The organism is Nitrospira sp. Ecomares 2.1, from assembly GCF_965152585.1.
In genome coordinates, this window is sequence record NZ_OZ224219.1 from 2218051 (window position 1) to 2241492 (window position 23442).

The window sequence follows — 23442 nt, forward strand, 5'->3', positions numbered from 1 at the left end:
AATTTCTTTTCTAGCTCTTTTACGCTAGGCCGTGTTCAGCCATTTCAATGGCTTTCATCATGGCGCCGGCTTTTGTTCGAGTTTCTTCATATTCACGGGTAGGGTCGGAATCGGCGACAATTCCGGCGCCGGCCTGAATATAGGCTTTCTGCCCTTGAACGACGACCGTACGAATATTGATGCAGGTGTCCATATTCCCAGAAAAGCTGAAATACCCGACCGCTCCCGCATAGGGCCCCCGACGAGTGGGTTCCAACTCTTCAATGATTTGCATGGCTCGGATTTTCGGTGCACCAGATACGGTACCGGCTGGAAAACATGCCTTCATGACATCATAGGCGGTGTATTGCGGATCTAATTCTCCCTTGACTTGAGAAACAATGTGCATGACATGGGAATACCGTTCAACTTTCATGAACCGCTCAAGCTTGACCGTTCCGGCTTTGGCCACCCGGCCCACATCATTCCGGCCTAAATCCACCAACATGACATGTTCGGCTAATTCTTTGTGATCGGATAGAAGATCCTGTTCCAAGGCCGCGTCAGCTTGCGGCGTCTGGCCACGGGGACGGGTCCCGGCGATGGGCCGCACCACAATATTGCCTTCTTCGCATCGTACGAGGATTTCCGGAGAAGATCCCACGAGCTCGATTCCTGCAATTCGTAAATAGAACATGTAGGGCGAGGGATTGAGCACCCGTAAGGCTCGATAGATCTCCAGGGGATTCGTATGGATGGTGGTCTGCCATCGTTGGGACATGACGCCCTGAATGATGTCGCCAGCCTGAATATATTCTTTGGTCCGAATCACCATTTTTTCAAAGTCCTCAGGGCTCATATTCGATTGAAATTTGAGTGGCCCACGTCGAGTCGGGGGCGTTGGGCGCCTGGTCGGTTTATGAAGCCTGGCAATGATAAATTCAATCCGATTGATGGCATCCTGAAAGATCTGGCGAAGGTGGGTCTTCTTCGTGGAAGTAATATGAGCGTTGGCCACGATTTTAAGGGTATGGGCAATATTGTCAAAAATGAGTAACGTGTCCGTAATGCAAAATGCAAAGAGGGGAGTCTTGATCCCATTTTTCGGTCGAGATGGAATCGGTTCAAACGATTGAACCACGTCATAACCCAAATAGCCGACCGCACCGCCCACAAATCGTGGCAAACCGGGAACGACAACCGGGTGGTACTCTGCCATAGTATTTTGAATATGGTCCAATGGATTCCCCTGCAGCGGAACCCGATGCTGTTTCCGACCTTGTTGGGTGACGACTTCGCCATTCTCCTCCCACAACATGACGGAAGGATTACTACCCAGGAAGGAATATCTTGCCCAGTTTTCTCCCCCTTCGATACTTTCAAATAAGAAAGCATTGGCTCCCGTATTGATTTTGGAAAATGCCGACACAGGCGTCTCGAAATCTGCCAGAATTTCTCGATAAAGTGGGACAAGATTTCCTTGTGCGGCGAATTGGCAGAATTCGTCAAAACTCACTGAATAATAAGCATTTTTCATGGTTTGGACGGTACCATACGGCCTATAAGGTGTCAACGAAAGCGGTGGAGAGACACGCGGTTTTCAGAGGGAGGGATAAGAAAAGGCCGGAACCGGAAGAAGAAAGCTTCCTGAAGATTCCGACCTAATCTTAATAAATGCGTAGAGGTGAAATTACTGACCGTTGACGATGAGCTTTTGTCCAACGTGAATGGTGTTATCGGTCAACTGATTCCAGGATTTGAGATCATCAATGGATACGCCATATTCTTTGGAAATCCGGTAGAGGGTTTCTCCCTTAGCCACAATATGTGATCCATCGCTAGGACCTCCAAGAGTATCCATCATAGGCGAATCCAAAGGAACGTTGTCTCCCAAGTTTAAGTCCGAATCAAGTTTCGTCATATCTGAGTCGTTAAAGTCCAGATCATTCAGCCCAAATTCAGAGATCGAAGGTTCGGAAAGTTTCAAATCATCAGATTTTTCCATCCCTCCCTCTCGCACACGCGAAAGTTCGTCATGGGAACGATTGAGTTGATCTCGTAATGCTTCTAATTCGGCATTTAAGTCCCGATTTTGCGATTCCATTGAGCTCATTTGTCGTTGCGTGTCCTGATACTTCACATTTAATTCGCCGGTCCGTTTTTCCTCTTGCGCCAAAAGTCGTTGAAAGTTTAACGCACGAGCCTTCTCGGCCTCGAACTTTTCTGTACTGACACATCCAGACAGGACCCCGCTACAGACTAATACTCCAGCCACAATTTTCAGATATCCACACCAGCCCGATGGTTGGGGATCTTCTTGACATCCCCCGAACAATGGTTGCGTCATGTTACGCATTCCTCCTCTGAGGTTCATATTTATCCCTTCTATAGGGACAATGGTCAATATAATATAACGAGAACGCGAAGATCTCCACGGTCTAGTCACCTTTTGCTACACAATAATTCCGAATAAGGATAAAGTCAAACAACTATTTTTCACACCAGCAGAAGTTCCGAAACACCACGATTCATTGACCATAGAAAAATGGCTGTGATAATTTCACTTACAGAATTTTTTCGTCCTTTTCTATGACCCCTCCATTTTTACATTCTTCCGATCCTTCGGTGATGCACATCGGACAGGTTGCTCTTCGCCTGGCTCGTCCTCTTGCCCTTCAACAAGCCTGGATGGGGGATCAAAACATTCTACGCCAGCTTCTCGCCTGTTGGTTTATTGTTGATGAAAAAGATGTCCCCTTATCACCAAGAATTGTCGGTCAACCGGGTGTTGGAAAGACCACACTCGCCATGGCGGCGACTCAGGAGCGAAAGCAGGAACTCTTCATTTATCAATGTACCGCTGATACCAGACCCGAAGATCTCCTTGTCTCCCCCGTCATTTCTGAAGGAGGCACGATTACCTATCAAGCCTCGCCCTTGGTCACGGCCATGCTGACCGGCAATGTCTGTCTTCTTGATGAAGGCAACCGGATGAATGAAAAGAGTTGGGCCTCCCTTGCCTCACTGCTTGATCATCGACGATCAGTCGATTCGGTGGTGGCGGGTGTTCAAATTCATGCGCATGAGAATTTCCGGTGTTGTGTCACCATGAATGAAGATGCCTCAACCTATGAGGTGCCGGATTATATCCTGTCCCGCCTGCAACCGACCCTGAAAGTAGAATTTCCTAACAAGGAACATGAGTTAGCCATTTTGCGATATCACCTCCCGTTTGCGTCTGCGGAATTGATCACGCTCACGGTGAATTTTCTTCAAAAAGCGCATCAACTGGATCTCCCGTTCTCCATTCGGGACGGGATGCACATGGTGCAATACGCCATGAAACGGATGGCCCAAGACCCTCACCATCCTGTGGCCCGTGATCCGGCTTGGCAGGAAGCCCTGATCAATGTGTTGGGAGAAGAAGCCCGGGATCTGGATGTGTTAGCGAAACGCCGATCCCAGACATTGCACGGGCAAGCTCTCCCAAAAGGATTAGGGGATTTCTTCTTTGAGGAGGACAATCCTCTGCACCCGGACCAATAGTCAGCTCTGTAACCCTGGGCGACACCGATGAACGGCCCATTCTCTAATTCTTGAGTGGAAAGGGCTCCCCCGTTTTCCTCCAGAACGCACTATGACTCTCGCCGCGTTGACCCCTGACAGGATCTTTGCCTTATCTTCCCATATTCACGTCTTGCCTGTGGTGCATGGAAGTGGAGATATGGCTCATATTGTGCGCGAGATTATTGTGTCGCGCCATATTGATTGTGTGGCCCTTCCTCTTCCGCCATCTGTGCAACCCCTCGTAGAAGAGGGGATTAACCAATTGCCAATCATCAGTCTGGTGGTCCTTCCTGAACAAAATGACGCTGGAACATCGAGCTGTTCCTATGTGCCCATTGATCCCTGCCAACCGGTCATCATGGGGATTCGATCTGCCATGTCTGAAGAGATCCCGCGAGCCTATGTTGATCGGGAGGTCCAACACTACCATTCCGTCTCCTGGGTCGGGCCTGATCCCTATACCCTAAAGACTGTCCCTTTGGCAGCCTTCTCGGCTGCCACCATGCCTTTTTTGCCGCCTCCTCAAGACCAGTCCTCTCGTTGGGAACGAATCCGTTGGATGGCATTTCGACTGCATGAACTCGAACTGGACTTTTCTGCTGTACTTTTTCTTTGTCCAATGACAGATTGGCCCTGGTTGCGTCAGGCCTATCACGAGCGGATGCCGTATATTCCACCCGAACAGAGAATGGGCCTTCCTGAGTGGTGGAAGGTCGAGCCGGCTTCGCTCTACTTTGGGTTGAGTGAATTACCCTATGTCACGCAACTGTATGAACAGCGACGGGAGGAGGCCCGAGCCGACACGCATTTGGCTATTGTTGGCATGAAAGAACTGGTTTTGGAAGCACGAGCCCGGTGGATGGCGTCTCGTTCCACGACCATTGCGCAAGAGACTAATTGGGTCACCCCGCAATTATTACAACGCTATTTTCAATACGTGCGGAATCTGACGCTTCTCGAGCATCGTCTTAAACCGGATTTGTATACCTTGGTCCTAGCCGCAAAACAGATGGCTGGTGATGAATTTGCCCTCAGATTATTGGAAACCGCCAAAACCTATGACTACCAAACTCAACCATCCGTACTGGATACTCGGCCTGCTGTGTTGCTGGGAATTGGTGAACTTCAGGATCCGGATGGAAACATTCTGCCGGCTGTGAATCGTTTGCAAGGAGATCCCTTAGTTTGGCGCCGTGTCACCCTCAGGCCCGATCCTCCAAGGCCCAAAACACAATCTTGGGCACAACAATGGAATCCTTACCGGCAGTGTTCCTGGCCTCCGGAAGATCAGCGCATTGAATCGTTTGCGGCGCATGTTCGTCAGCATAGTCGACAGATCTTGGGTGCGGATTTGGGAAGAATTGAACGATTTACTAACTCACTGGAAGATGGAATTGACCTGCGGGCGACTTTGCGCCAATGGGCCATTTCCCCGAACCGGTCGGTGCGCGATGTTCATGTTAAAGTGGTTCCTCCTGTGCGCGGAACTATTGAAGCGTTGGTGTTTTTCTTTGAGGTGCCGGCTGATCCTCAGACGTTTTCCTGGCAAACGACCTGGTATGCCGAACATCAAGAAGAATCCACCCTCAGTTTTTACGCGACCCCCTTTACAACAAATCTGGTCGGACCGGGAATCGGGGAGGCATGCTATGGCGGAGCGCTTTTCCTGTATCCACCACGACTCATTCCTGATATATGGGAAAATCCCGCATTTGATTTTGCGACGTCGCTTGAGGAACGGTTGCTTGCGGGAGCCTGCGCCTATTCACAGGAACCCTTTGTGGCTGTCGTCTCTCCGGTTCCGCTGACTTCAGTCTGGAGAAAAATTGCCAATCGTTTCGGCCGGAAGCTCCTCCCCATTCCTTTGCACCGGTTTTCAGGTCAAACGATTGCTCGTCTACGACGATTTCATGTGCTAAATGGACACGACATCCGAAGTTATGCAGCCAAGTTTATTCGAGAATAATTCTGGCGAGACGGAAGAAGAGAGTTCGACCAAGACTCCTCACTCTCCTGCTGTGCCATCTATAAAGGTTAAACAAAGGTTGGAAGAGTTAAAACACGCCATCCGTCGGCATGATGAATTGTATTATGTTCAAAGCCGACCCGAAATCTCTGATGCTGAATATGACCAGCTCTTTCGGGAGCTTCAGGACTTAGAGAGCCATTACCCGGACCTCAGGACACCTGATTCGCCAACCGAGCGGGTCGGAGGAACACCACTTGTCCAATTCAGTAAAATTCCCCACGAATTTCCTCTTCTCAGTTTGGATTCGGAAATGGATGAAGAGAGTGTATTGGCTTTTGATCAGAGAGTTTGCCGGGAACTGGAAGTGAGCCAGCTCAGCTATACGGCTGAGCCCAAATACGATGGGTTATCTGTTGCACTCACTTATGACAATGGCATGTTTGTTCGAGGGGCCACGAGGGGAAATGGTGCAATAGGGGAGGACGTGACGCACAATCTTCGTACCATACGCGCCTTACCATTACAGTTAAAAGAATGCGGGACCTATCCCTCCCGTGTGGTGGTGCGGGGGGAGGTGTTTATGAAGCTCCCCGATTTTCACCAATTAAATCGACGCTTAACTGAGCAGGGGGATGAACCCTTTGCCAATCCGCGCAATGCGTCATCCGGAACATTACGCCAATTGGACCCGGCCATCACCGCGACTCGCCCGCTGACAATCACCTGCTACGATTTCATGAGTCCCGGGCCAGGAAGGCCTACCACTCATTTTGAAGCTGTCACATGCCTGGAGGCATGGGGATTACCCATTCCTCAATTTCGCCGGCACTGTCCCTCCATTCAAGAAGCTATAAAGTTTCATCGTGAGATGTTTGAACGACGGGATGTTTTGCCTTTCGAAATTGACGGCATTGTCATCAAAATTGACCGGTACGATTGGCAAAAGACTCTTGGCGAAAAATCACGCAGTCCCCGATGGGCCATCGCCTTCAAGTTTCCTCCAAGAAAAGAACTGACCAAGGTTCAGGAGATTGCCATGTCGGTCGGTCGGACCGGGGCACTCACCCCCATTGCCTTACTGGACCCGGTGGAAATCGGTGGTGTGACGGTGAGTCGAGCCTCCCTGCATAACGTGGAAGAAGTGGCTCGAAAAGATGTGCGGGTGGGTGATACCGTCAAGGTCGAGCGAGCAGGGGACGTCATTCCGGATGTGGTGGAACGAGTGCCTGTACCGGGTGAAGAGCGTGGGGCTCCGTTTCAACCGCCAGATATATGTCCGGTTTGTCAATCACATACCATTCAGGAAGGGCCAATTCTGTATTGTACGGGCCAAACGGTGTGTTCGGCGCAACTCAAGGGATCACTTGAACATTTTGGGTCAAAGAGTGCTTTAAATATCGAAGGGCTTGGAAAAAAAACGGTAGCACAGTTGGTCGACAAGGGCCTCGTAAAGAAGTTGTCCGACCTGTATACATTAGACGTAAACGATATCCTTCTATTGGAAGGTTTTGCAGCCAAGTCCGCCAAACAACTTTTAGGAGAAATTGAAAAGAGTAAGAACGTTCCCTTCGGGCGCCTTCTGATTGGACTCGGAATACGTCATGTGGGCACTCACATCGCCAGAATTCTGGCCAAGGAATTTGTTTCGCTCGACAATTTGAGGAGAGCTACCGAAGGGGAGCTTTTGCTAATTCGTGACATTGGACCGGAGATTGCTGCGAGTGTGACTCATTTTTTTCAAGAACCACGTAATTTGATTGTTTGGCAACACATGGAATCATTGGGAGTTCGGGTTCAACAGGAAGCCAATGTGGTAGAGCCTCATGCCCAACCGCTAAGGGGAAAGCTTTTTGTGCTAACCGGAACTTTAAAAGGTTATTCCCGTCAGGAGGCGAAACGCAGAATTGAAGAGTTAGGTGGACGTGTCACATCCAGCGTCAGTAAACAGACAGATTACCTTGTCGCCGGCGAAGACCCCGGCTCTAAATATGACAGCGCCACAAAATTAGGCGTGCGAATTATTGACGAAAATGAATTCTTTTTATTCAGTCAATCAGGGAACCTTGAACCCTCACCCTCCAATGAGTGAAATTTCTAACGAATAATCTAAGAGGGTTTTTTTTCACCAGGAAAGAATGAGTGACCCAAAAGGGATAGACCAATCTCTCGGCTGGAAATAAAAAGGGGAGACCACATTTACTTTTAGCTGCAGGAAAAAGGAAGAAACCGAGAAGGTGTTATGAGGATTCTGAAGACACGGTGGACGGTTCGGTGGGAGGGGTTTCCGGAATAGGTTCTTCCTTGATGATCTGTACGCTTTTGATTGAGCGTTCATCTGCGTCATGGACCACGAGGAGGCAACCGTCAGTTTCAACTTTTTCGCCAATGGCGGGAATATGTCCTAACTCTTCCAGGATGAGCCCGCTAATGGTATTTTGCTCTTCTTCATCTAATTCGACCTTAAGAAATTCATTGATACGTCGGACTTCAGTCCGGCCATCCACTAAAATTTGATTTTTCCCCGTCCGGCGAATCCATTCTTCGTGAAGATCGCCTTCATCCAGAATTTCTCCTACCACTTCTTCAAGGAGATCTTCAACGGTAATTAAACCCATCACTCCACCAAATTCATTAACCACAATCGCAATATGCCGTTTTTCTTGTTGGAATTGCCGCAATAAATCATCAGCCGTTTTGGTAGAGGGAATGAACAAGGCAGGTTTCGCCAATGATTTGAGGGTAAGGTTTGTATGACTTTGAGCCAGTTCCATCAGGGCATGATTGCGATAGAGAATGGCGGTGATATTATCGTGATTCCCTTCGTAAATGGGGATCCGTGAATATTTAGCTTTAAATAACTCTTCCCGTGCTTCTCCCAGTGTTTGATTGCCATCGAGGGCGAACATATAAATTCTGGGAGTCATTGCATCTTCAGCCGTCACGTCATTGAAATCAAATACGTTTTTAATCATTCTCACTTCATCCGTCTCTAAGACTCCCGCTTTACCTCCGGCATCGAGCATGATCTTCAGTTCTTCTTCCGTAATAAACGGCACGGTTAACCCACGACCCCCAGTGAGTTTTAAAATAAACGGTTCCAAGAAATAGAGAAAAGGAAAGAATAATTGTTCTAGGAGATAGATGGGGTATGCCAGTAATTGGACGGCCGTTTCTGAATATTTTGCACAGAGCGTTTTGGGTACAATCTCCCCGAACAAGAGCACCATAAAAGTTAATATCCCCGTTGCCACAGCGACAGCCTCAGAACCAAACATCCGAATGGCAATCAGCGTGGCCAGAGATGCCGCCAAAATGTTGACCAAATTATTGCCAATTAAAATAGTTGAGAGTAGGCGCTGTGGATTTGAGCGTAATTTCAGGGCAAGTTTTGCCCCTTTATGACCTTCATCGGCCAAGGCTTTCAACCGGCTTTCCGTTATTGAAAAAAAGGCGATCTCGGCGCCGGAGAAAAAGGCTGAAAGTCCTAGACAAATAAGGACGGCGATGAAATCCATAGGGGGATTAACGAGCTCCGACGTGACAAAGAGATGACGTTACAGCACAAATAGCTGCAAGATCTTGTAGTCTGGTCTTTGAGGAAGTTGGTATCAGAAGTGTTTGAGAGGGATTCATAATAAGGCCAAAAGTCTCATGGTTTATGAGATATTTTGAGCCATCACTATTTGCTTGGGTCCAACGTACCATAGGGGATTGGTTTAAGGCAATTTTACTGGATGAATTATCAGATTAACTCTTTTTTTTCAGTAGGTTACCTGGATCAGAAGTGGGTCGAGATCAAATTGTCTTTCCAGTTCTTCCGCCACGAATTTTGCCTTTTCCTGAGAGGGAAATGTCCCAACCTGAACACGGTGCCATTGTCCGGATGGAAGGTCCACGGTCGTCAATCGTATATTGGAATAGTGGGTGGCCAGTTGTTCCCGCATGGAGACTGCTTGGGTTAAAGTCGTGTAAGAGGCTACCTGCACCCAATACATAACAGACTCTCCATTCGACAATTGGCCCGAACCTGCGCTTGGAGATTCGAGAATTGTCAACCTGACGTTCTCCGTTCCTTTTCCAATCATGGCCAACTCCCGAGCAGCTCCATAGGACAGATCAATAATCCGACCACGAATAAAAGGACCACGATCATTGATGCGAACGGTCACGGATTTCCCGGTTTCGACACTTTGAACGAGGACCCGTGTTCCAAAGGGAAGCGTACGATGCGCGGCAGTGAGTGCCCACATGTTATAGGGTTCACCATTGGCAGTCGGATTACCATGAAAACTTGGGCCATACCAGGAAGCCACTCCCTGTTGAGAAGTTTCTGAGATCATCGGCTCAGTACGGGAATGGCCACCTCCTGCGCATCCGGTCATGAGCATGAAAGTCAGGATAAGACAAATCCTTTTGACTGGAATACCACTATTCATGACCCGTATTCCCCGCCGGAGTATGAAGGGAAGGTGTTTTTTTCGAATTGGATAACCTTGGGAACCGCATGAGTCCATGGACTCATGCAATAGCCATGGATTTCTAGGGAGCCTGGTCCATCGTTCGGCGGTCGACAAAGCGGTAGCTCTGTCGATTGAACACCGGATATACGGAAAATATCGGGGTTCCAAAGGGTACAACCGCACTGTCAATGCCTGGGCTTAGTTGAAGATGAAGATTCACAAAATTAAAACTCAAGCCTTCTTGCCAAGGTTGAGATAAATTGTGCACATATGACTCAACTTTATCGGAAGCGTACGTCCTGGTCATGAGGCCCGCTCCCCCTTGTAATCCATAATCAGATAAATCTGGTGCACCTTGAAGGAGGAGCGAAACCATAGAGGCATCAAACCACACCTTGATGTTACAACTGACTTGGATAAATGGCCCCAAACTCCCGGTGTGTTCTAGCACGGTCATGGGATAGACCAATTCTGGTGGGAGAGAAGGGTCGGTTTGAGAGGCTTGAATGATAAACTCTGGGTCCTTGATACCCGATACAGAGAAAAAGATAAGATTCGGATCGTGGAGGTCCACATCCAGTACTTGGCCGTCATGGTAACTGCATAATTTGCCCATCTCATAGCGTAAAGGAAATGAATACCCCATTTTTCCATAGAAAATTCGAATCCCTGCTTCCAACGGATCTTCCGGGCTTCGACTAATTTTTAAATCAAATGGTAACACAATATGAAAAGCATTGGTCCGGGCATTAATAAATGGAGCGCAGGCACCGGGAAATTCTTTATGGATCGCAGGATTGTCCGGTTCAAACTTTTTCGCCGTTCCACCAAAATGCTGGGCAGTTTTTGCCTCTTTGGTTAAGCGGTATTTTTCCTGATAATAGGCTGAGGCGCGTTTTTGTGCCGTTTCAAGAAAATATTCAGGGATATCGGTTTCGACGACTAAGCTTTGTCGATCTGAGGATTGTGACCGAGCCACCTTCATTGCTTCGTTGTATCGATGAAGATCACTCTGCGTCTTCCTGATCAAATGCTCAAGGTCACGGCCTAATTCAGGATCGTTATAGCGTGTGTGTGGTAGTAGGTGGTAGGCTTTTTGCAGTAATTCCAACTTCATTGTGTAACGTTTTGGTTCAGCAGAAAAGACCGTCGCTATGGCCATTAACAAATTAAACTGTTCTTCAGGAATGAGGGCTAATTCGGTCAGGTCGTTCTCTCTTACAAATGCTAAACCTAACGGACCAAACGCTTCCTCCTGACGTAGATGGAGGGTAAGGAGATAGTTGAGATAAGCGCGAGCGTCTTCTTGTGTCATAGTGAATCCTTATTTTACGGGACGGCATTTTAAGGTAAGTTTGTCATTGGAGCAAGGTATCGTGTGAAGTTTATGCCAATTTGAGGAATCCCCTTTTATGTTGATGACAATGAGAAGCAACAAGTTTGAGCTAACAAGAAAACAGCGTGTTCGGAAGAAAGGATTCAATATGCAACAAGACTTTTTGCAAAAACCCAGAGGTGCCGTCCTTATCCTGGGATGGATTATCGCCTGTCTATTCCTGGGAATCGGCGTGACGTTTGTCTCGGCGGAAGATTCAGCGGTCAAGAAACCAGGACCGGTCGCAGCTGGAGGAGAGGATTTTTCCACTGAAAATCTGAATAAACAAATTACTGATTTAGAAACACAAATACAGAAGCTCCGCGATCAAAGCATCGAGCTACAGGAAAAAACTCGAGCCAAACTTCAAGCCCAACTCGATAATTTCAAAAAGCAACAAGATACCCTTATTCCTCGTATTGAGCAACTCCGTGACAATAGTGAAACAGCTTGGCAGGACATCAAGGAAAACATTCAAAAGGCCATTGAAGATCTCAAACTTTCCGTCGACTCCATGAAAAAGTAGAGATGTGCCGTGCTCTCAGTTTATCTCCACTTTGGCAGTACATCACTTGCCAGGGACCTTTCGCTTTTATATCCTTCCTTTACATCCTTCTTGTTCCCTTTTTTATAGCCTCCGCTAAATTTGAAAATGGCATTGATAGGAATGTCTTTTTACCCTGATCCCCTATGAGAGTATCCCCCATGGTCCAACACACGGAACAGGTCCTGGAATGGCCTGTTTTAATTGATTGCCTTGCCAAGGAAGCCTCCTCCTCGTTAGGGGAGGGCTGCTGTCGTACCCTCGCCTTTGCATCTGACCTTCATTCTGCAGTTATTCAACAACAAGAAACATCAGAAATGGTTCACATTCTCCAGGGCCCTCATCCCCTGCCTTCTTTGGTGTTCCCCGATATCCGGAATGTGTTGGCACGGGCTCAAAAAGAAGGAATTCTGGAGGGGCCGGAACTGCGAGATATTAGTTTGGTCTTAGGTCTTGGGCATACAATCAAAGAATACTTGCAGATTCATGGCTCCACGTTCCCGAAGATCAGAACTCGTTCCTTGAACCTTCAAGATCTGATATGGGTGAAGCAAACAATTGATTCATGCATCGATCTCAACGGCCAGCTGCGCGAGTCTGCGAGCCCGGAACTCTATCAATTGGTACGAAAAAGTCAGGGTCTTCGTCAAACGATTCGGCGACGATTGGAAACGATATTAGCTTCTCAAGAATATGAGGATCTTCTTCAAGGACAGTACTTTGCTGAACGTGAGAATCGATATGTGATTCCGATAAAAGCTGAACGACAACAGGCTGTCAATGGAATTGTTCACGATATTTCCAGTAGTGGGGCCACGGTGTTTGTTGAGCCCCGCCATTTGGTCGAATTGAATAATTCTATTAAATTTGTTGACTTGGAGGTGGCTCAGGAAGAACGGCATCTACTGCAAGATTTGTCCAGCCGTGTGGCAGAACATGTCTCAGCCATTCATGGAAATTTGTCCTGCCTGGCCGATCTTGATTGCCTCATGGCCAAAGCACGATTAAGCATCAAAACGCATGGCTCTCCCATTCTTCTTAACCAAGAACATTGCATTGACTTGCAACAGGCCAGACATCCACTCTTGGCGTTGACCAAGGAGCAGGTCATACCCAATTCCATTCGGATTGAAGACGAGACCAAGGTTCTCATTATTTCTGGACCGAATGCGGGTGGAAAAACGGTGTCATTGAAACTGGTAGGATTGTTCGCGATGATGGTGAAAGTCGGTCTTCACCCAACTTGTGGCCCAGACTCCAAGATGGCACTTTTTGAGCAGGTGTATGCGGACATTGGAGATTCCCAGGATCTCAGTAACGATGTATCCAGCTTTTCCGGGCATATTCTCAATATGATCGCCTTATTAAAAAATGTGGAATCGTCTGGGGAACCAACGAACCGGGATGCGCTTGTACTTCTGGATGAAGTGGGCAGCTCGACGGATCCTATTGAGGGTGCCGCATTGGCCGAAGCACTCTTAACCCGTCTTTGCGAATTAGGATGTACGATTGTCGCGACCACTCATTATCCCAGCTTGAAAACCCTTCCCTTTCGGAATCCTCATGTTCGGAATGCCAGCCAGGAATTTGATATGGTTACTCTCGCTCCGACATACCGGCTCATAGACGGAATTCCCGGAGGGTCTTCCGCCTTGGATATTGCGGAACGTTTAGGGTTGGATTCGACAATAATTCAGTCTGCCAAATCTTTAATTCGAGGGCAGGATTTCGATCTTGATGCCATCTTCCGAACTCTACAGAACACGCACACTCGATTGGAACGTGAATGTGAACAGGCTCAATATCTTCGTCAGGAAGCGCAACGCTTGCTTGAGGAGGCGCAAGTAACGCGCAACCAATTGAAGGCACAAGAACAGGAAGATCGCCAACGATATCGAAAGCAATGGCAACAAGAATTTTCCAAAGCACAACGGCATCTGAATCAAATCGTGAACGACCTAAAAAAGGACAAAACTCTTTTGAAGGTGAAGTCTATTCAGCAAACCATAGGCACATTGAATCAGGAAATACTTTCTCACCTCCCAAATAATCAATGGGTATCATCTGAGCCACTGCATGAAGGGGACCTGGTAGAAATTAATGCACTGGGGACTATAGGGGTCTTGCAGGAAAGTCTTGAGGGGAAAAGACAGGTATCCATTCGTGTGGGTACCCGGACAATTAAAACAGCCCCTTCTGCCATACGTCGAGCGATACCCTCTTCCGACAATAAACCCTTGTCGGGTCAACAGCAATTGAGTGGGAGGCGGGCTCTCCCCACAATTTCCACGGAGTTGGGTTCCCCAGCCTCCAACCAGGAAACAGGCCTCTATCAACAGGAATTAGTTATTCGTGGGTTCCGTTTTGACGATGCGATGGAGATGACGCTTGCGGCCCTCGACCATGCCTTGGTCACCCAAGCCAAATATCTTAAGGTCATTCATGGCCAGGGCTCTGGCGCACTCAAAACAGGAATTCGAACTCTTTGTCAATCCTCTCCCTATATCCAAAGCTTTCGAGCGGGTGATCCCTCCGAGGGAGGAGACGGTGTGACGGTGATCGAATTACGATAAAGGAATCCGTGGAGCGTGATTCTTGAGTCCAATCTGTACATTTCGGATAAATCCCTCGTGCTTGGGTCGGCGCAAGGGGCTCCCTTTTGTTAGCGAATGGAATTCATCTTTTGTCAGATTGGCCAATGAAGGTAATTGCGGGTGTAATGTCCAGGGAAACGGTTGGAATCCTGCCTCAGTAGTGGGATTTGCATTTACGTTAAACGGACAAATATCCAAACAATCGTCACAACCAAATATTCTATTGCCTATTTTTTTTCTCAGCTCTGCTGGAAGATCATCCACACTACCACGGTATTCAATCGTCAAATACGAGATGCATCGTTCCGCATCAAGGAGATAAGGTTCCACAATGGCTCCAGTGGGGCAAGCCTGGATACAGAGCGAGCAGGTTCCACATAAATCCACGGCGGGCTCATCACCATCCAATGACAGGGTCGTTAGAATTTCTCCGAGTAACAGCCAGGACCCAAAATCGGTGGAAACCAGATTGGTATGTTTGCCAATCCAGCCGATGCCGGCCTCTTGAGCCCATGCTTTTTCCATGATGGGACCCGTATCCACATAGCTCCTCGTCTGAATATCCGGTACGTGTGAGTGAAGGAAGCTTTCTAATTGTGTCAATCGGTCCTTCATGAACCCGTGATAGTCTTTTCCCCAGGCATATCGGGCAATGCGTCCAGAAAGCTTTGACTCATCTGGAGTATGATCGGTGTAATAATTCATCCCGACCATTACCAGTGATTGGCAACCTGGAAGCACTTCTGCCGGGTTGGAACGGCGTTTCGGGTCCTTGGCTATCCATTCCATAGTTCCATGAAATCGCAAGTCAAGCCAGTTTTTTAGGCGTCCCCATAACCGCAATGTAATCGGTTCTTCCGCAAGGGGAATCGTACTTTGAGCCGGAGGGCAGGGCGTGCTTGGAAGAGGCGTTGGTATGCGAGCAATTCCTACCGCATCAAAACCTAAGCGGCGGGCCTCTTCTTTGATTTGATTCGCCAGAATTGACCGAGGAGTCATGAGTACTCCTCCTTCTCAAGCAAAAAACGAGATTTATTTCTGTCCAGGGGTTCCCGGATTAGCAGGAGGAACATTGTTTACGCAATTAAACATCACCATAAATCTTCCTGTACATTGCTCAGTTGTGCAAGCTTGACAGGATCCGACAATCGACGTTTTCCAGTCGGTTTGCTTCTCGTTAAATTGACAAGAAGTCCCCCCTCCTTGGGAAATATCAACCCAGGGTTCGGGATACTCGGGAAACTGGGCAACAGCACAGCCATTGGGAATTGGAACACGGCATTCAGCCTTTGTCTCGCCTTTCACCATGCCAATGGTACAATTCGCTTCCGTCCGTGACCGGGAATCAGCTGCTTCCCCCTTATTGATAATCCCCAACAAGCCGTTCCCGGTAATGGGAAACACCATAATTGCCCACATCAATAGATGACTGGTTTTTTGTTGGGAAAATCTTATTTTGATTGTGCTTAAAAACGAATTCATAGCGACCTGTAGCTGGGTAAAAGGGTGTGGAAATCTGCACGAATACGACTGGGGAGTTCTGCAAAGATGGATTTCCTTATACCACATCACCCAAACAACCTGTCAAAAATCTATCCCTTATGCAGACTAATTCTGGGTATTGCAAAATTGTATGATGAGGTCTGAACGGGGAAGGAATAAAGGTTCAGGAGTAGAAAAGCCCCCTGGAAGATTCAATCCTCCAGGGGGCTTTTACTATATCTGTAAGCAGGATTTTAGAATCCGCCCATGCCGCCCATGCCGCCCATGCCGTGGTCATGGCCGCCAGGCATCCCAGCCCCTTCTGGCTTCGCTTCTGGGATTTCTGTCACCATAACTTCCGTGGTGAGCATGAGGCCTGCCACACTAGCAGCGTTTTGCAACGCACAACGTGCGACCTTGGTTGGATCAATTACACCAGCCTCAACCATATCCACAAATTCTCCGGTGCCGGCATTGTATCCTCGGTTTGTGGTTTCGCTTCGAACTTTTTCCACAATGATGGATCCCTCAGCACCTGCATTGATGGAGATTTGTCGAATAGGCTCTTCCAGGGAACGCTTGACGAGGTTCACTCCGACTTGTTGGTCGTGATTTAATTTCATCTTATCCAAAGCAGGAACGCAACGAAGAAGAGCCACGCCTCCACCAGGAACAATGCCTTCCTCTACTGCAGCCTTGGTCGCATGAAGGGCATCCTCTACACGAGCTTTCTTCTCCTTCATTTCGGTTTCGGTCGCGGCGCCTACGTTAATGACTGCCACACCACCAACCATTTTCGCTAATCGCTCTTGTAATTTTTCCCGATCGTAATCGGATGTGGTTTCCTCAACCTGCGTCTTAATTTGCTTGACTCGACCTTCAATCCGCTTGGGATCCCCGGCACCTTCCACAATCGTGGTATTATCCTTGTCAATGTTCACTCGTTTGGCGCGTCCAAGGTCTGTCAGCTTCACACTTTCAAGCTTGAGGCCTACTTCCTCAGAAATCACCTGTCCGCCTGTCAGGGTGGCAAGATCCTCCAGCATGGCTTTCCGTCTATCACCAAAGCCAGGAGCCTTCACCGCTGCCACATTCAATGTTCCACGAAGCTTATTGACCACCAACGTTGCCAGAGCTTCGCCTTCGACATCTTCAGCCACAATGACCAATGGTTTGCCCATTTTGGCTACCTGCTCAAGAATAGGGAGCAAGTCTTTCATGGCACTGATTTTCTTTTCAACGATTAGCAAAAACGCATCTTCCAAGGAAGCTTCCATCCGGTCTGCATTGGTCACGAAATAGGGAGAGATGTACCCGCGGTCAAACTGCATTCCTTCAACTACATCTAATGACGTAGTCATGGATTTGGCTTCTTCTACGGTGATGACGCCATCTTTTCCCACTTTATCCATTGCCTCGGCGATCAGGTCACCAATGGTGTGGTCGTTATTCGCAGAGATTGAACCAATTTGAGAAATTTCTTTTTTGGTTTGGCAGGGCTTGCTAATCTTTTTCAGTTCTTCAATTGCGACTTCAACGGCCTTGTCAATGCCTCGCTTAAGTTCCATGGGATTGGCGCCTGCGGTGATATTCTTGACGCCTTCACGGTAAATGGCTTGTGCTAATACTGTCGCGGTGGTTGTTCCGTCACCTGCGATATCACTGGTTTTGCTTGCCACTTCCTTAACCAATTGAGCCCCCATGTTTTCATAGGGATTTTTTAATTCGATTTCCTTGGCCACCGTTACGCCGTCTTTGGTAATTGTTGGGGCGCCAAACTTCTTATCGAGAATGGCATTCCGGCCTTTAGGTCCCAATGTCGTTTTTACGGCATCGGCTAATTGGTTCACTCCGCTCAAAATAGACGCACGTGCCTTTTCACTGTATTGCAACTGCTTAGCCATACAAATCCTCCTTAGAAATCATTTTTGTGGTGTGGAATACAACTCAAAAAACTGGGTTTGAACGTGACGGCGGCGTTAATTTTCAAACACGCCCAAGATATCTTCCTCTTTTAAGATTAAACAATCATCATTCTCAACCTTGATTTTGGTTCCGGAATACTTGTCAAACAACACCTGATCGCCAACCTTCACATTTTCTACGTCAGGGCCTGCGGCTTCGATAGTGCCTCTTTGGGGTTTCTCACGAGCCGAGTCTGGTACGTAAATTCCCCCTGCGGTCCGTTCCAATTCTTCAGTGTAGGCCACGAACACTCGGTCTCCTAAAGGACGGAATCCCTTCGCACTGCTTCCCTCTTTTGATTCCTTCTTTTCCTTCTCTTTTGTGGCTGCCATGTCTGCCTCCTTTTTTTGTTTGTTGCCCATTAAATGGAAAAATGGTGAGAACTGTAATCAATTGGGATTACGCACACCTTCCTGAATTTTTTATAGATGCGGCATCTTGAAAGGAGAGATAAGTCCGCTTGATTTGAAGTCAAGAGGGAAAGGCAAGATTTTCAACATGGAAGAGTGTCGGGCATGCTATCTTTAGGGAAAGCATACATTCAGGATCTGCTGGCATGCGGATTTCCATACGTATATAAGCTTAAAACCCTATTTCCGGAGATGTTCAAAATCCTGAATGTCTTTTTTCATAAGTTCTCGCAACTTCTTAATTATCTTGGCCTCAAGTTGACGGGTCCGCTCTTTGGTAATCATATATTTTCTTCCCAGGTCCTCTAAGGTCACAGGGGATTCCGAAAGGAGTCGGTTGCGAAGTATGTCCTCCTCTCGCTCCGAAAGGGTTTTTGCAAATTCTGCCAATTTTTTTCGGAAGAGGAGTCGCAGCTGCGAGTCACCCAACTGATCGTCAATGGGAGGTTGAGTAGAGGGAAGGAGGTCATGAAACGTGCCTTCCCCCTCAGCAGTCATTGGCTGATCCAAGGAAAGTTCCCAACTTCCCAGGCGTTGATCCATTTCCACAACATCTCGTTCACGCACATTAAGGCGGTCAGCCAGTAATTTAGGGTCGGGGACATAGCCTTGTCGCTCCAATTTGGCCTTTTCACGACGAAGATTATAGAAAAGGCGTCGTTGTTCCTGGGTCGTGCCTATTTTGACAAGACGAAAATTATTGAGGAGATATCGCAGTACAAAGGCTCGAACCCACCAGGCGGCATAGGCATAAAAGCGAACATTTTTTGTAGGATCGAATTTCTTCATGGCCTGCAAAAGCCCGACATTCCCTTCCTGGATAAGGTCCATTTGATCAATTCCGGCAAGACCATATTCTGAGGCAATGGACACACACACACGCAGGTTAGCTAAAATTAATTTCACTGCAGATTCTCGTGTCCCTGCTGTTTGATATTCATGAAAGAGTTGAAGCTCTTCCTCTTTCGAAAGGAATGGATACCTGCGGACTTCGGCTAAATAACGACTGAGCGTGGTCGTCGGAATAAGTGCGGTTGAGACCGAATCCCAGGTCTCCTTATTCTCAGGTGCCTCCTCACTTTCCGGTTGGTTCTCCGGTTCCCCGGCTCCATCGAGGAGTATTTCTTCATGAACCTCTTCGTTCGCCAGCTTAGATGAAGAGTCTTTCTCTGCAACGTCGATCACATCGGAAGACTGTTTTTTTGATAATTTCTGTTTCATGCTTTGGCTTACTGATCAAGAAGGCAGGGTCGCTACATTCTATTGTTATTGTAATGAATTTTTCTTGGATCACCAAACACATTCGCGAAATTTTCTAATTTCAAGGTAATAACCAGGCTTTCAGTAGTTTCATTTCAGAAAAATATTGGCAATGTCTGGTGAAACTTTTTATAGTTGGGTCATGACTGCAGGCTTGAAAAATGAAAAAAGAAAGGACTTTCCATGCTCTTGACAGAATCATGGTGAAAGACGTTTTCCATTCACTCCGTTCCGGGCATTGGCCAACTCTCCTTGGTGCGTGGCTCCACTTCGAAATAAGTTTTATGGTGTGGCTCCTTATTGGGGCCATGGGCATCGCCATATCTGAGGAATTTGCTCTCTCGTCCTCTCAAAAAGGCTTATTAGTCGGGACCCCATTGCTAGGGGGGGCATTGCTTCGAATTATTGTCGGACCGCTAGGAGACCGGTTAGGGGCCAAAGTCGTGGGATTGGGCATTCTGGGCTTGGAAGGCATCGGGTTGTTGCTGGGGTGGCTGGGAGGAACCAGCTTCGAGTCTATGCTGGGAATTGGCCTTTTTTTAGGATTTGCCGGAGCCAGTTTTGCGATTGCCCTGCCTCTGGCCAGCCAAGCCTATCCCTCAGCGCATCAAGGGTTGGCCATGGGAGTCGCAGGTATTGGAAATAGCGGCGTGCTATTAGCTGCGTTTATGGCCCCGCGCCTTGCTGAAACACTTGGTTGGCATCAGGTTTTCGGCATTATGCTCCTACCTGTTATGGGGACAGCTTTCATCTTTTTCTGGTTGGTTCAATCGGCTCCGGTAACGAATGAAACCGACTCCTCGACAATAGACAGCATCCGTGTACTATTGCGAAAAGGACTTCAGGATCCGGTCATGTACTGGTTGTGTTTTTTATATGGGGTGACGTTCGGAGGGTTTGTAGGGCTTTCGAGTTATCTCCCAATTTTTTTTCATGATCAATTTCAGATGGATATGGTACAAGCTGGAACATTGACCGCCTTTTGCGCTTTAACGGGAAGCGGTGCCCGCCCTCTGGGAGGATTGCTTGCTGATCGGTTCGGGGGGTTAACCTTATTGCAAGGGATTTTTCTTATAATAACCGCCCTATGCCTTGTCTCCGGGAATCTTGATCATTTTGTCTTGACCTATATCATTATTCTCCTAATGATGTTTTGTTTAGGATTTGGCAATGGAGCCATTTTTCAGGTGGTTTTCAATAGATTTGAATCCATAATGGGGACGGCTTCCGGCTTTATTGGTGCGGCAGGAGGTCTTGGAGGATTCCTCTTACCATCTGGGTTTGGATGGTTAAATGAAATTACCGGAACCTTCTCTTCTGGATTTTTCGCCCTGGCCCTTGTTTCAGGATTAGCAGGCATTAGTGTTATGATAGGCCAACGTTCGATCTGGTTAGGCAAGCCAAAATTCGTTCCAGACAGTTAACAAGCTGAAGTTGAAACGTTTGACCGTCAAGTGAGTCACCCATGAAAAAAGAAACAGCCTCAATGGACAAGCCTGAATTTCACACCATTGCTGAAACCTTAGAGGATATCCAAGCTGGTAAATGCATCATCCTTGTTGACGATGAGGATCGGGAAAATGAGGGCGACCTGGTTATGGCTGCTGAAAAAGTCACGCCTGAACATATTAATTTTATGGCAAAATACGGCCGTGGGTTAATTTGTCTGGCTCTCACCCCAGAGCGAGTTGAGGAGTTGAAGCTTCCCCCCCAGGCGAATGAAAATACCGCACCTTTCGGCACGGCTTTTACCGTATCGATTGATGCCGCCAAAAATATTACCACCGGAATCTCGGCCGCTGATCGAGCCACCACCATTCAGTTGGCCGTTGACCCAAAAGCCAAGCCAAGCGACTTTGCAAGGCCTGGGCACATTTTTCCATTGAAAGCTCATAAAGGCGGAGTATTACGCCGAGCCGGACAAACCGAAGGGTCTGTTGATCTTGCCCGTCTGGCTGGACTGTATCCCGCAGCAGTTATCTGTGAAATTATGAATGATGACGGCACGATGGCTCGGGTTCCTCATTTAATGAAATTTGCAAAGCACCATGGCCTTAAAATCATCACAGTGAAAGATTTGATCCAATATCGGTTACATCGGGAGACGTTTGTAAAACAGGTCGCCACAGCAAATCTCCCTACACGCTTTGGTCATTTTCAGTCGGTGGTTTTTGAAAACGAACTTGATACCGGAACTCACATCGCCCTCGTAAAAGGGGAGATCGATAACCTTCCAACCTTAGTGCGAGTCCATTCGGGCTGCCTGACAGCCGATGTTTTTGGATCTTTGCGATGTGATTGCCGTGAACAACTCCATAGGGCAATGGAAATAATTGAACGGGAAGGCAAAGGGGTTTTGCTGTACTTAAATCAGGAGGGGCGGGGAATCGGACTCACCAATAAAATTCGGGCTTACCACCTTCAGGACCAGGGAAGTGATACAGTGGAAGCCAATTTGCAACTGGGGTTTAAAGCTGATTTGCGGGATTATGGAATTGGCGCCCAAATTTTAGTAAATTTAGGTCTCAAAAAAATCAGACTCATCACCAATAATCCAAGGAAAATTGTGGGGATCGAGGGTTATGGCTTGGAAGTCGTGGAACGCGTGTCCATTGAGATTGTGCCCCAGGAGTCAAATGTCCATTACTTACGCACGAAAAAAGCCAAATTAGGTCACCTCTTGAATAATGTGTAATGGGGACTTGCGGTTCCCACTGGCAAGTGGTACACACTGATCGCCCCTCTCTCACTTTTAATAATCAGGGATTGAGTCTTAAGGAAACACTTAACTAGCATGGTGAATCAGGAGCGTCGTGGAAATGAGGTAGATTGTCAGGTAGCGATCGTGGTTAGTACGTTTAACGAGGTCGTGACCAGCCGCTTATTGGCTGCAGCTGAATCCACCTTAACCCAGTTAGGAACCCCACCAGACCACAGGCAGGTCATTCGAGTTCCTGGGGCATTTGAGATTCCATTAATTGCAAAAACACTGGCCCAATCTCATCGATTTGATGTTGTTATCTGTTTAGGGGCAGTGATTCGCGGGGAAACGCCACACTTCGAATATATTTGTGCAGAGACAAGTCGCGGGATCGGCCAAGCATCCCTGGATACTGGAATTCCTATTATTTTCGGAGTACTGACTACTGATACCGTTGATCAGGCAATGGAACGTTCCGGTCAACCTGAACGGAATAAAGGGGCGGATGCCGCCCGCACGGCTTTGGAAATGGCCGTTTTAATGAAGCAGTTGAGTAAGACCAGCATCCGCCAGTCTGGCTTTTTAAGAGAATCCACAACATCATGACTATGACGGTCCCATCAGGTACACCACCAGCTAATCAGGCTCAGGGTCGGCCATCCAGGCGTTTGGCCCGTCAGCTTGCATTGCAAATGCTTTTCCAATACGAATTTCAAGATCAAAACCCATCATGGCAAGAAAAGTTTTGGGCAAGTCAATCAGCATCACCGGAAGTCCAAACATTTACCTCGAATCTCTTTCGTGGGGTCATTACGAATCAATCTGAAATTGATGAAATTATTCGTGATTTTGCCATCGATTGGTCCTTGCAACGTATGCCGGTTGTGGATCGGAATATTTTGAGATGTTCCATTTACGAATTGTTATGGGAGCCTGATATTCCGGCCATGGTGACCATCAATGAAGCGGTTGAATTGGCTAAACTTTTTGCGGATGATGAGGCCAGGCGATTCGTCAATGGTCTTTTAGACCATGTTCTCCGTGCTGAACCAAAGCTTGCCATCAAGCGAGGCCAAATTCAACAGAAAACCCCAGCGCCGGAATTCTCTGATCCATCACCTACCTCCTAACTGTCC

General features: G+C 47.7%; 19 protein-coding genes. 9 read left to right on the forward strand and 10 right to left on the reverse strand.

From position 1 onward, the window contains the following. Positions 1 to 19 precede the first annotated feature (19 nt). Both trpE and ACWHYD_RS09645 read right to left on the reverse strand, forming a co-directional pair. Complete coding sequence (gene trpE, locus ACWHYD_RS09640) at positions 20 to 1516, reverse strand: anthranilate synthase component I (protein WP_447965680.1); 1497 nt, start codon at positions 1514 to 1516, stop codon at positions 20 to 22. Between the two features lie 153 nt (positions 1517 to 1669). Beyond that, positions 1670 to 2326 (reverse strand): LysM peptidoglycan-binding domain-containing protein, encoded by a 657-nt coding sequence (locus ACWHYD_RS09645; protein WP_447965681.1) that lies wholly within the window; start codon positions 2324 to 2326, stop codon positions 1670 to 1672. Between the two features lie 242 nt (positions 2327 to 2568). Between ACWHYD_RS09645 and ACWHYD_RS09650 the strand changes: the two genes are divergently transcribed. The 3 genes from ACWHYD_RS09650 to ligA all read left to right on the forward strand — a co-directional run bounded on the left by ACWHYD_RS09650 (position 2569) and on the right by ligA (position 7604). Further along, positions 2569 to 3525: an AAA family ATPase gene (locus ACWHYD_RS09650; RefSeq protein ID WP_447965682.1), complete on the forward strand. Its 957-nt coding sequence runs from the start codon at positions 2569 to 2571 to the stop codon at positions 3523 to 3525. Between the two features lie 91 nt (positions 3526 to 3616). Then, entirely contained in the window at positions 3617 to 5512 is a 1896-nt protein-coding gene (locus tag ACWHYD_RS09655) for a hypothetical protein (protein WP_447965683.1), read from the forward strand. Then, complete coding sequence (ligA, locus tag ACWHYD_RS09660; RefSeq protein ID WP_447965684.1) at positions 5466 to 7604, forward strand: NAD-dependent DNA ligase LigA; 2139 nt, start codon at positions 5466 to 5468, stop codon at positions 7602 to 7604. Before ACWHYD_RS09655 ends, ligA begins: the two co-directional genes overlap by 47 nt. Before the next feature lie 148 nt (positions 7605 to 7752). Here the strand turns inward: ligA and ACWHYD_RS09665 are convergent, their stop codons facing one another. From ACWHYD_RS09665 to ACWHYD_RS09675, 3 genes are all read right to left on the reverse strand, one after another. Beyond that, complete coding sequence (locus tag ACWHYD_RS09665) at positions 7753 to 9030, reverse strand: hemolysin family protein (protein ID WP_447965685.1); 1278 nt, start codon at positions 9028 to 9030, stop codon at positions 7753 to 7755. A 246-nt stretch (positions 9031 to 9276) separates the two neighbouring features. Next, positions 9277 to 9951: a septal ring lytic transglycosylase RlpA family protein gene (locus ACWHYD_RS09670; protein ID WP_447965686.1), complete on the reverse strand. Its 675-nt coding sequence runs from the start codon at positions 9949 to 9951 to the stop codon at positions 9277 to 9279. Positions 9952 to 10054: 103 nt separating this feature from the next. Then, positions 10055 to 11290 carry a hypothetical protein gene (locus ACWHYD_RS09675; protein ID WP_447965687.1) on the reverse strand — a complete coding sequence of 412 codons (1236 nt, stop codon included), beginning with the start codon at positions 11288 to 11290 and terminating at the stop codon, positions 10055 to 10057. 169 nt (positions 11291 to 11459) lie between these two features. On the opposite strand from ACWHYD_RS09675, the gene ACWHYD_RS09680 reads away from it, so the two are divergent. Then, a complete protein-coding gene (locus ACWHYD_RS09680) occupies positions 11460 to 11876 on the forward strand; it encodes a hypothetical protein (protein WP_447965688.1) in 417 nt (138 codons plus the stop codon). A gap of 179 nt (positions 11877 to 12055) precedes the next feature. Beyond that, the gene (locus ACWHYD_RS09685; RefSeq protein ID WP_447965689.1) at positions 12056 to 14467 is read left to right on the forward strand and encodes an endonuclease MutS2; all 2412 of its coding nucleotides are present in this window, start codon (positions 12056 to 12058) and stop codon (positions 14465 to 14467) included. Here ACWHYD_RS09685 and queG read toward each other — a convergent pair. From queG to ACWHYD_RS09710, 5 genes are all read right to left on the reverse strand, one after another. Then, the gene (gene queG, locus ACWHYD_RS09690) at positions 14459 to 15487 is read right to left on the reverse strand and encodes a tRNA epoxyqueuosine(34) reductase QueG (RefSeq protein WP_447965690.1); all 1029 of its coding nucleotides are present in this window, start codon (positions 15485 to 15487) and stop codon (positions 14459 to 14461) included. The genes ACWHYD_RS09685 and queG overlap by 9 nt on opposite strands. Positions 15488 to 15520: 33 nt before the next feature. After that, on the reverse strand, positions 15521 to 15895 hold the full coding sequence (locus ACWHYD_RS09695) for a hypothetical protein (protein WP_447965691.1): 375 nt from the start codon (positions 15893 to 15895) through the stop codon (positions 15521 to 15523). A gap of 329 nt (positions 15896 to 16224) precedes the next feature. Next, positions 16225 to 17874, reverse strand: a complete 1650-nt coding sequence (groL, locus tag ACWHYD_RS09700) for a chaperonin GroEL (RefSeq protein WP_447965692.1) — start codon at positions 17872 to 17874, stop codon at positions 16225 to 16227. A gap of 75 nt (positions 17875 to 17949) precedes the next feature. After that, a complete protein-coding gene (locus ACWHYD_RS09705) occupies positions 17950 to 18267 on the reverse strand; it encodes a GroES family chaperonin (protein WP_447965693.1) in 318 nt (105 codons plus the stop codon). Between the two features lie 258 nt (positions 18268 to 18525). Further along, positions 18526 to 19566 carry an RNA polymerase factor sigma-32 gene (locus tag ACWHYD_RS09710; RefSeq protein ID WP_447965694.1) on the reverse strand — a complete coding sequence of 347 codons (1041 nt, stop codon included), beginning with the start codon at positions 19564 to 19566 and terminating at the stop codon, positions 18526 to 18528. A 239-nt stretch (positions 19567 to 19805) separates the two neighbouring features. On the opposite strand from ACWHYD_RS09710, the gene ACWHYD_RS09715 reads away from it, so the two are divergent. From ACWHYD_RS09715 to nusB, 4 genes are all read left to right on the forward strand, one after another. Then, positions 19806 to 21029: an MFS transporter gene (locus tag ACWHYD_RS09715; protein ID WP_447965695.1), complete on the forward strand. Its 1224-nt coding sequence runs from the start codon at positions 19806 to 19808 to the stop codon at positions 21027 to 21029. A 41-nt stretch (positions 21030 to 21070) separates the two neighbouring features. Next, a complete protein-coding gene (locus ACWHYD_RS09720; RefSeq protein WP_447965696.1) occupies positions 21071 to 22300 on the forward strand; it encodes a bifunctional 3,4-dihydroxy-2-butanone-4-phosphate synthase/GTP cyclohydrolase II in 1230 nt (409 codons plus the stop codon). Between the two features lie 102 nt (positions 22301 to 22402). After that, the gene (gene ribH, locus ACWHYD_RS09725; protein WP_447965853.1) at positions 22403 to 22912 is read left to right on the forward strand and encodes a 6,7-dimethyl-8-ribityllumazine synthase; all 510 of its coding nucleotides are present in this window, start codon (positions 22403 to 22405) and stop codon (positions 22910 to 22912) included. After that, positions 22909 to 23436, forward strand: coding sequence for a transcription antitermination factor NusB (gene nusB / locus ACWHYD_RS09730; protein WP_447965697.1), 528 nt, complete (start codon positions 22909 to 22911; stop codon positions 23434 to 23436). Before ribH ends, nusB begins: the two co-directional genes overlap by 4 nt. Positions 23437 to 23442: the final 6 nt, after the last annotated feature.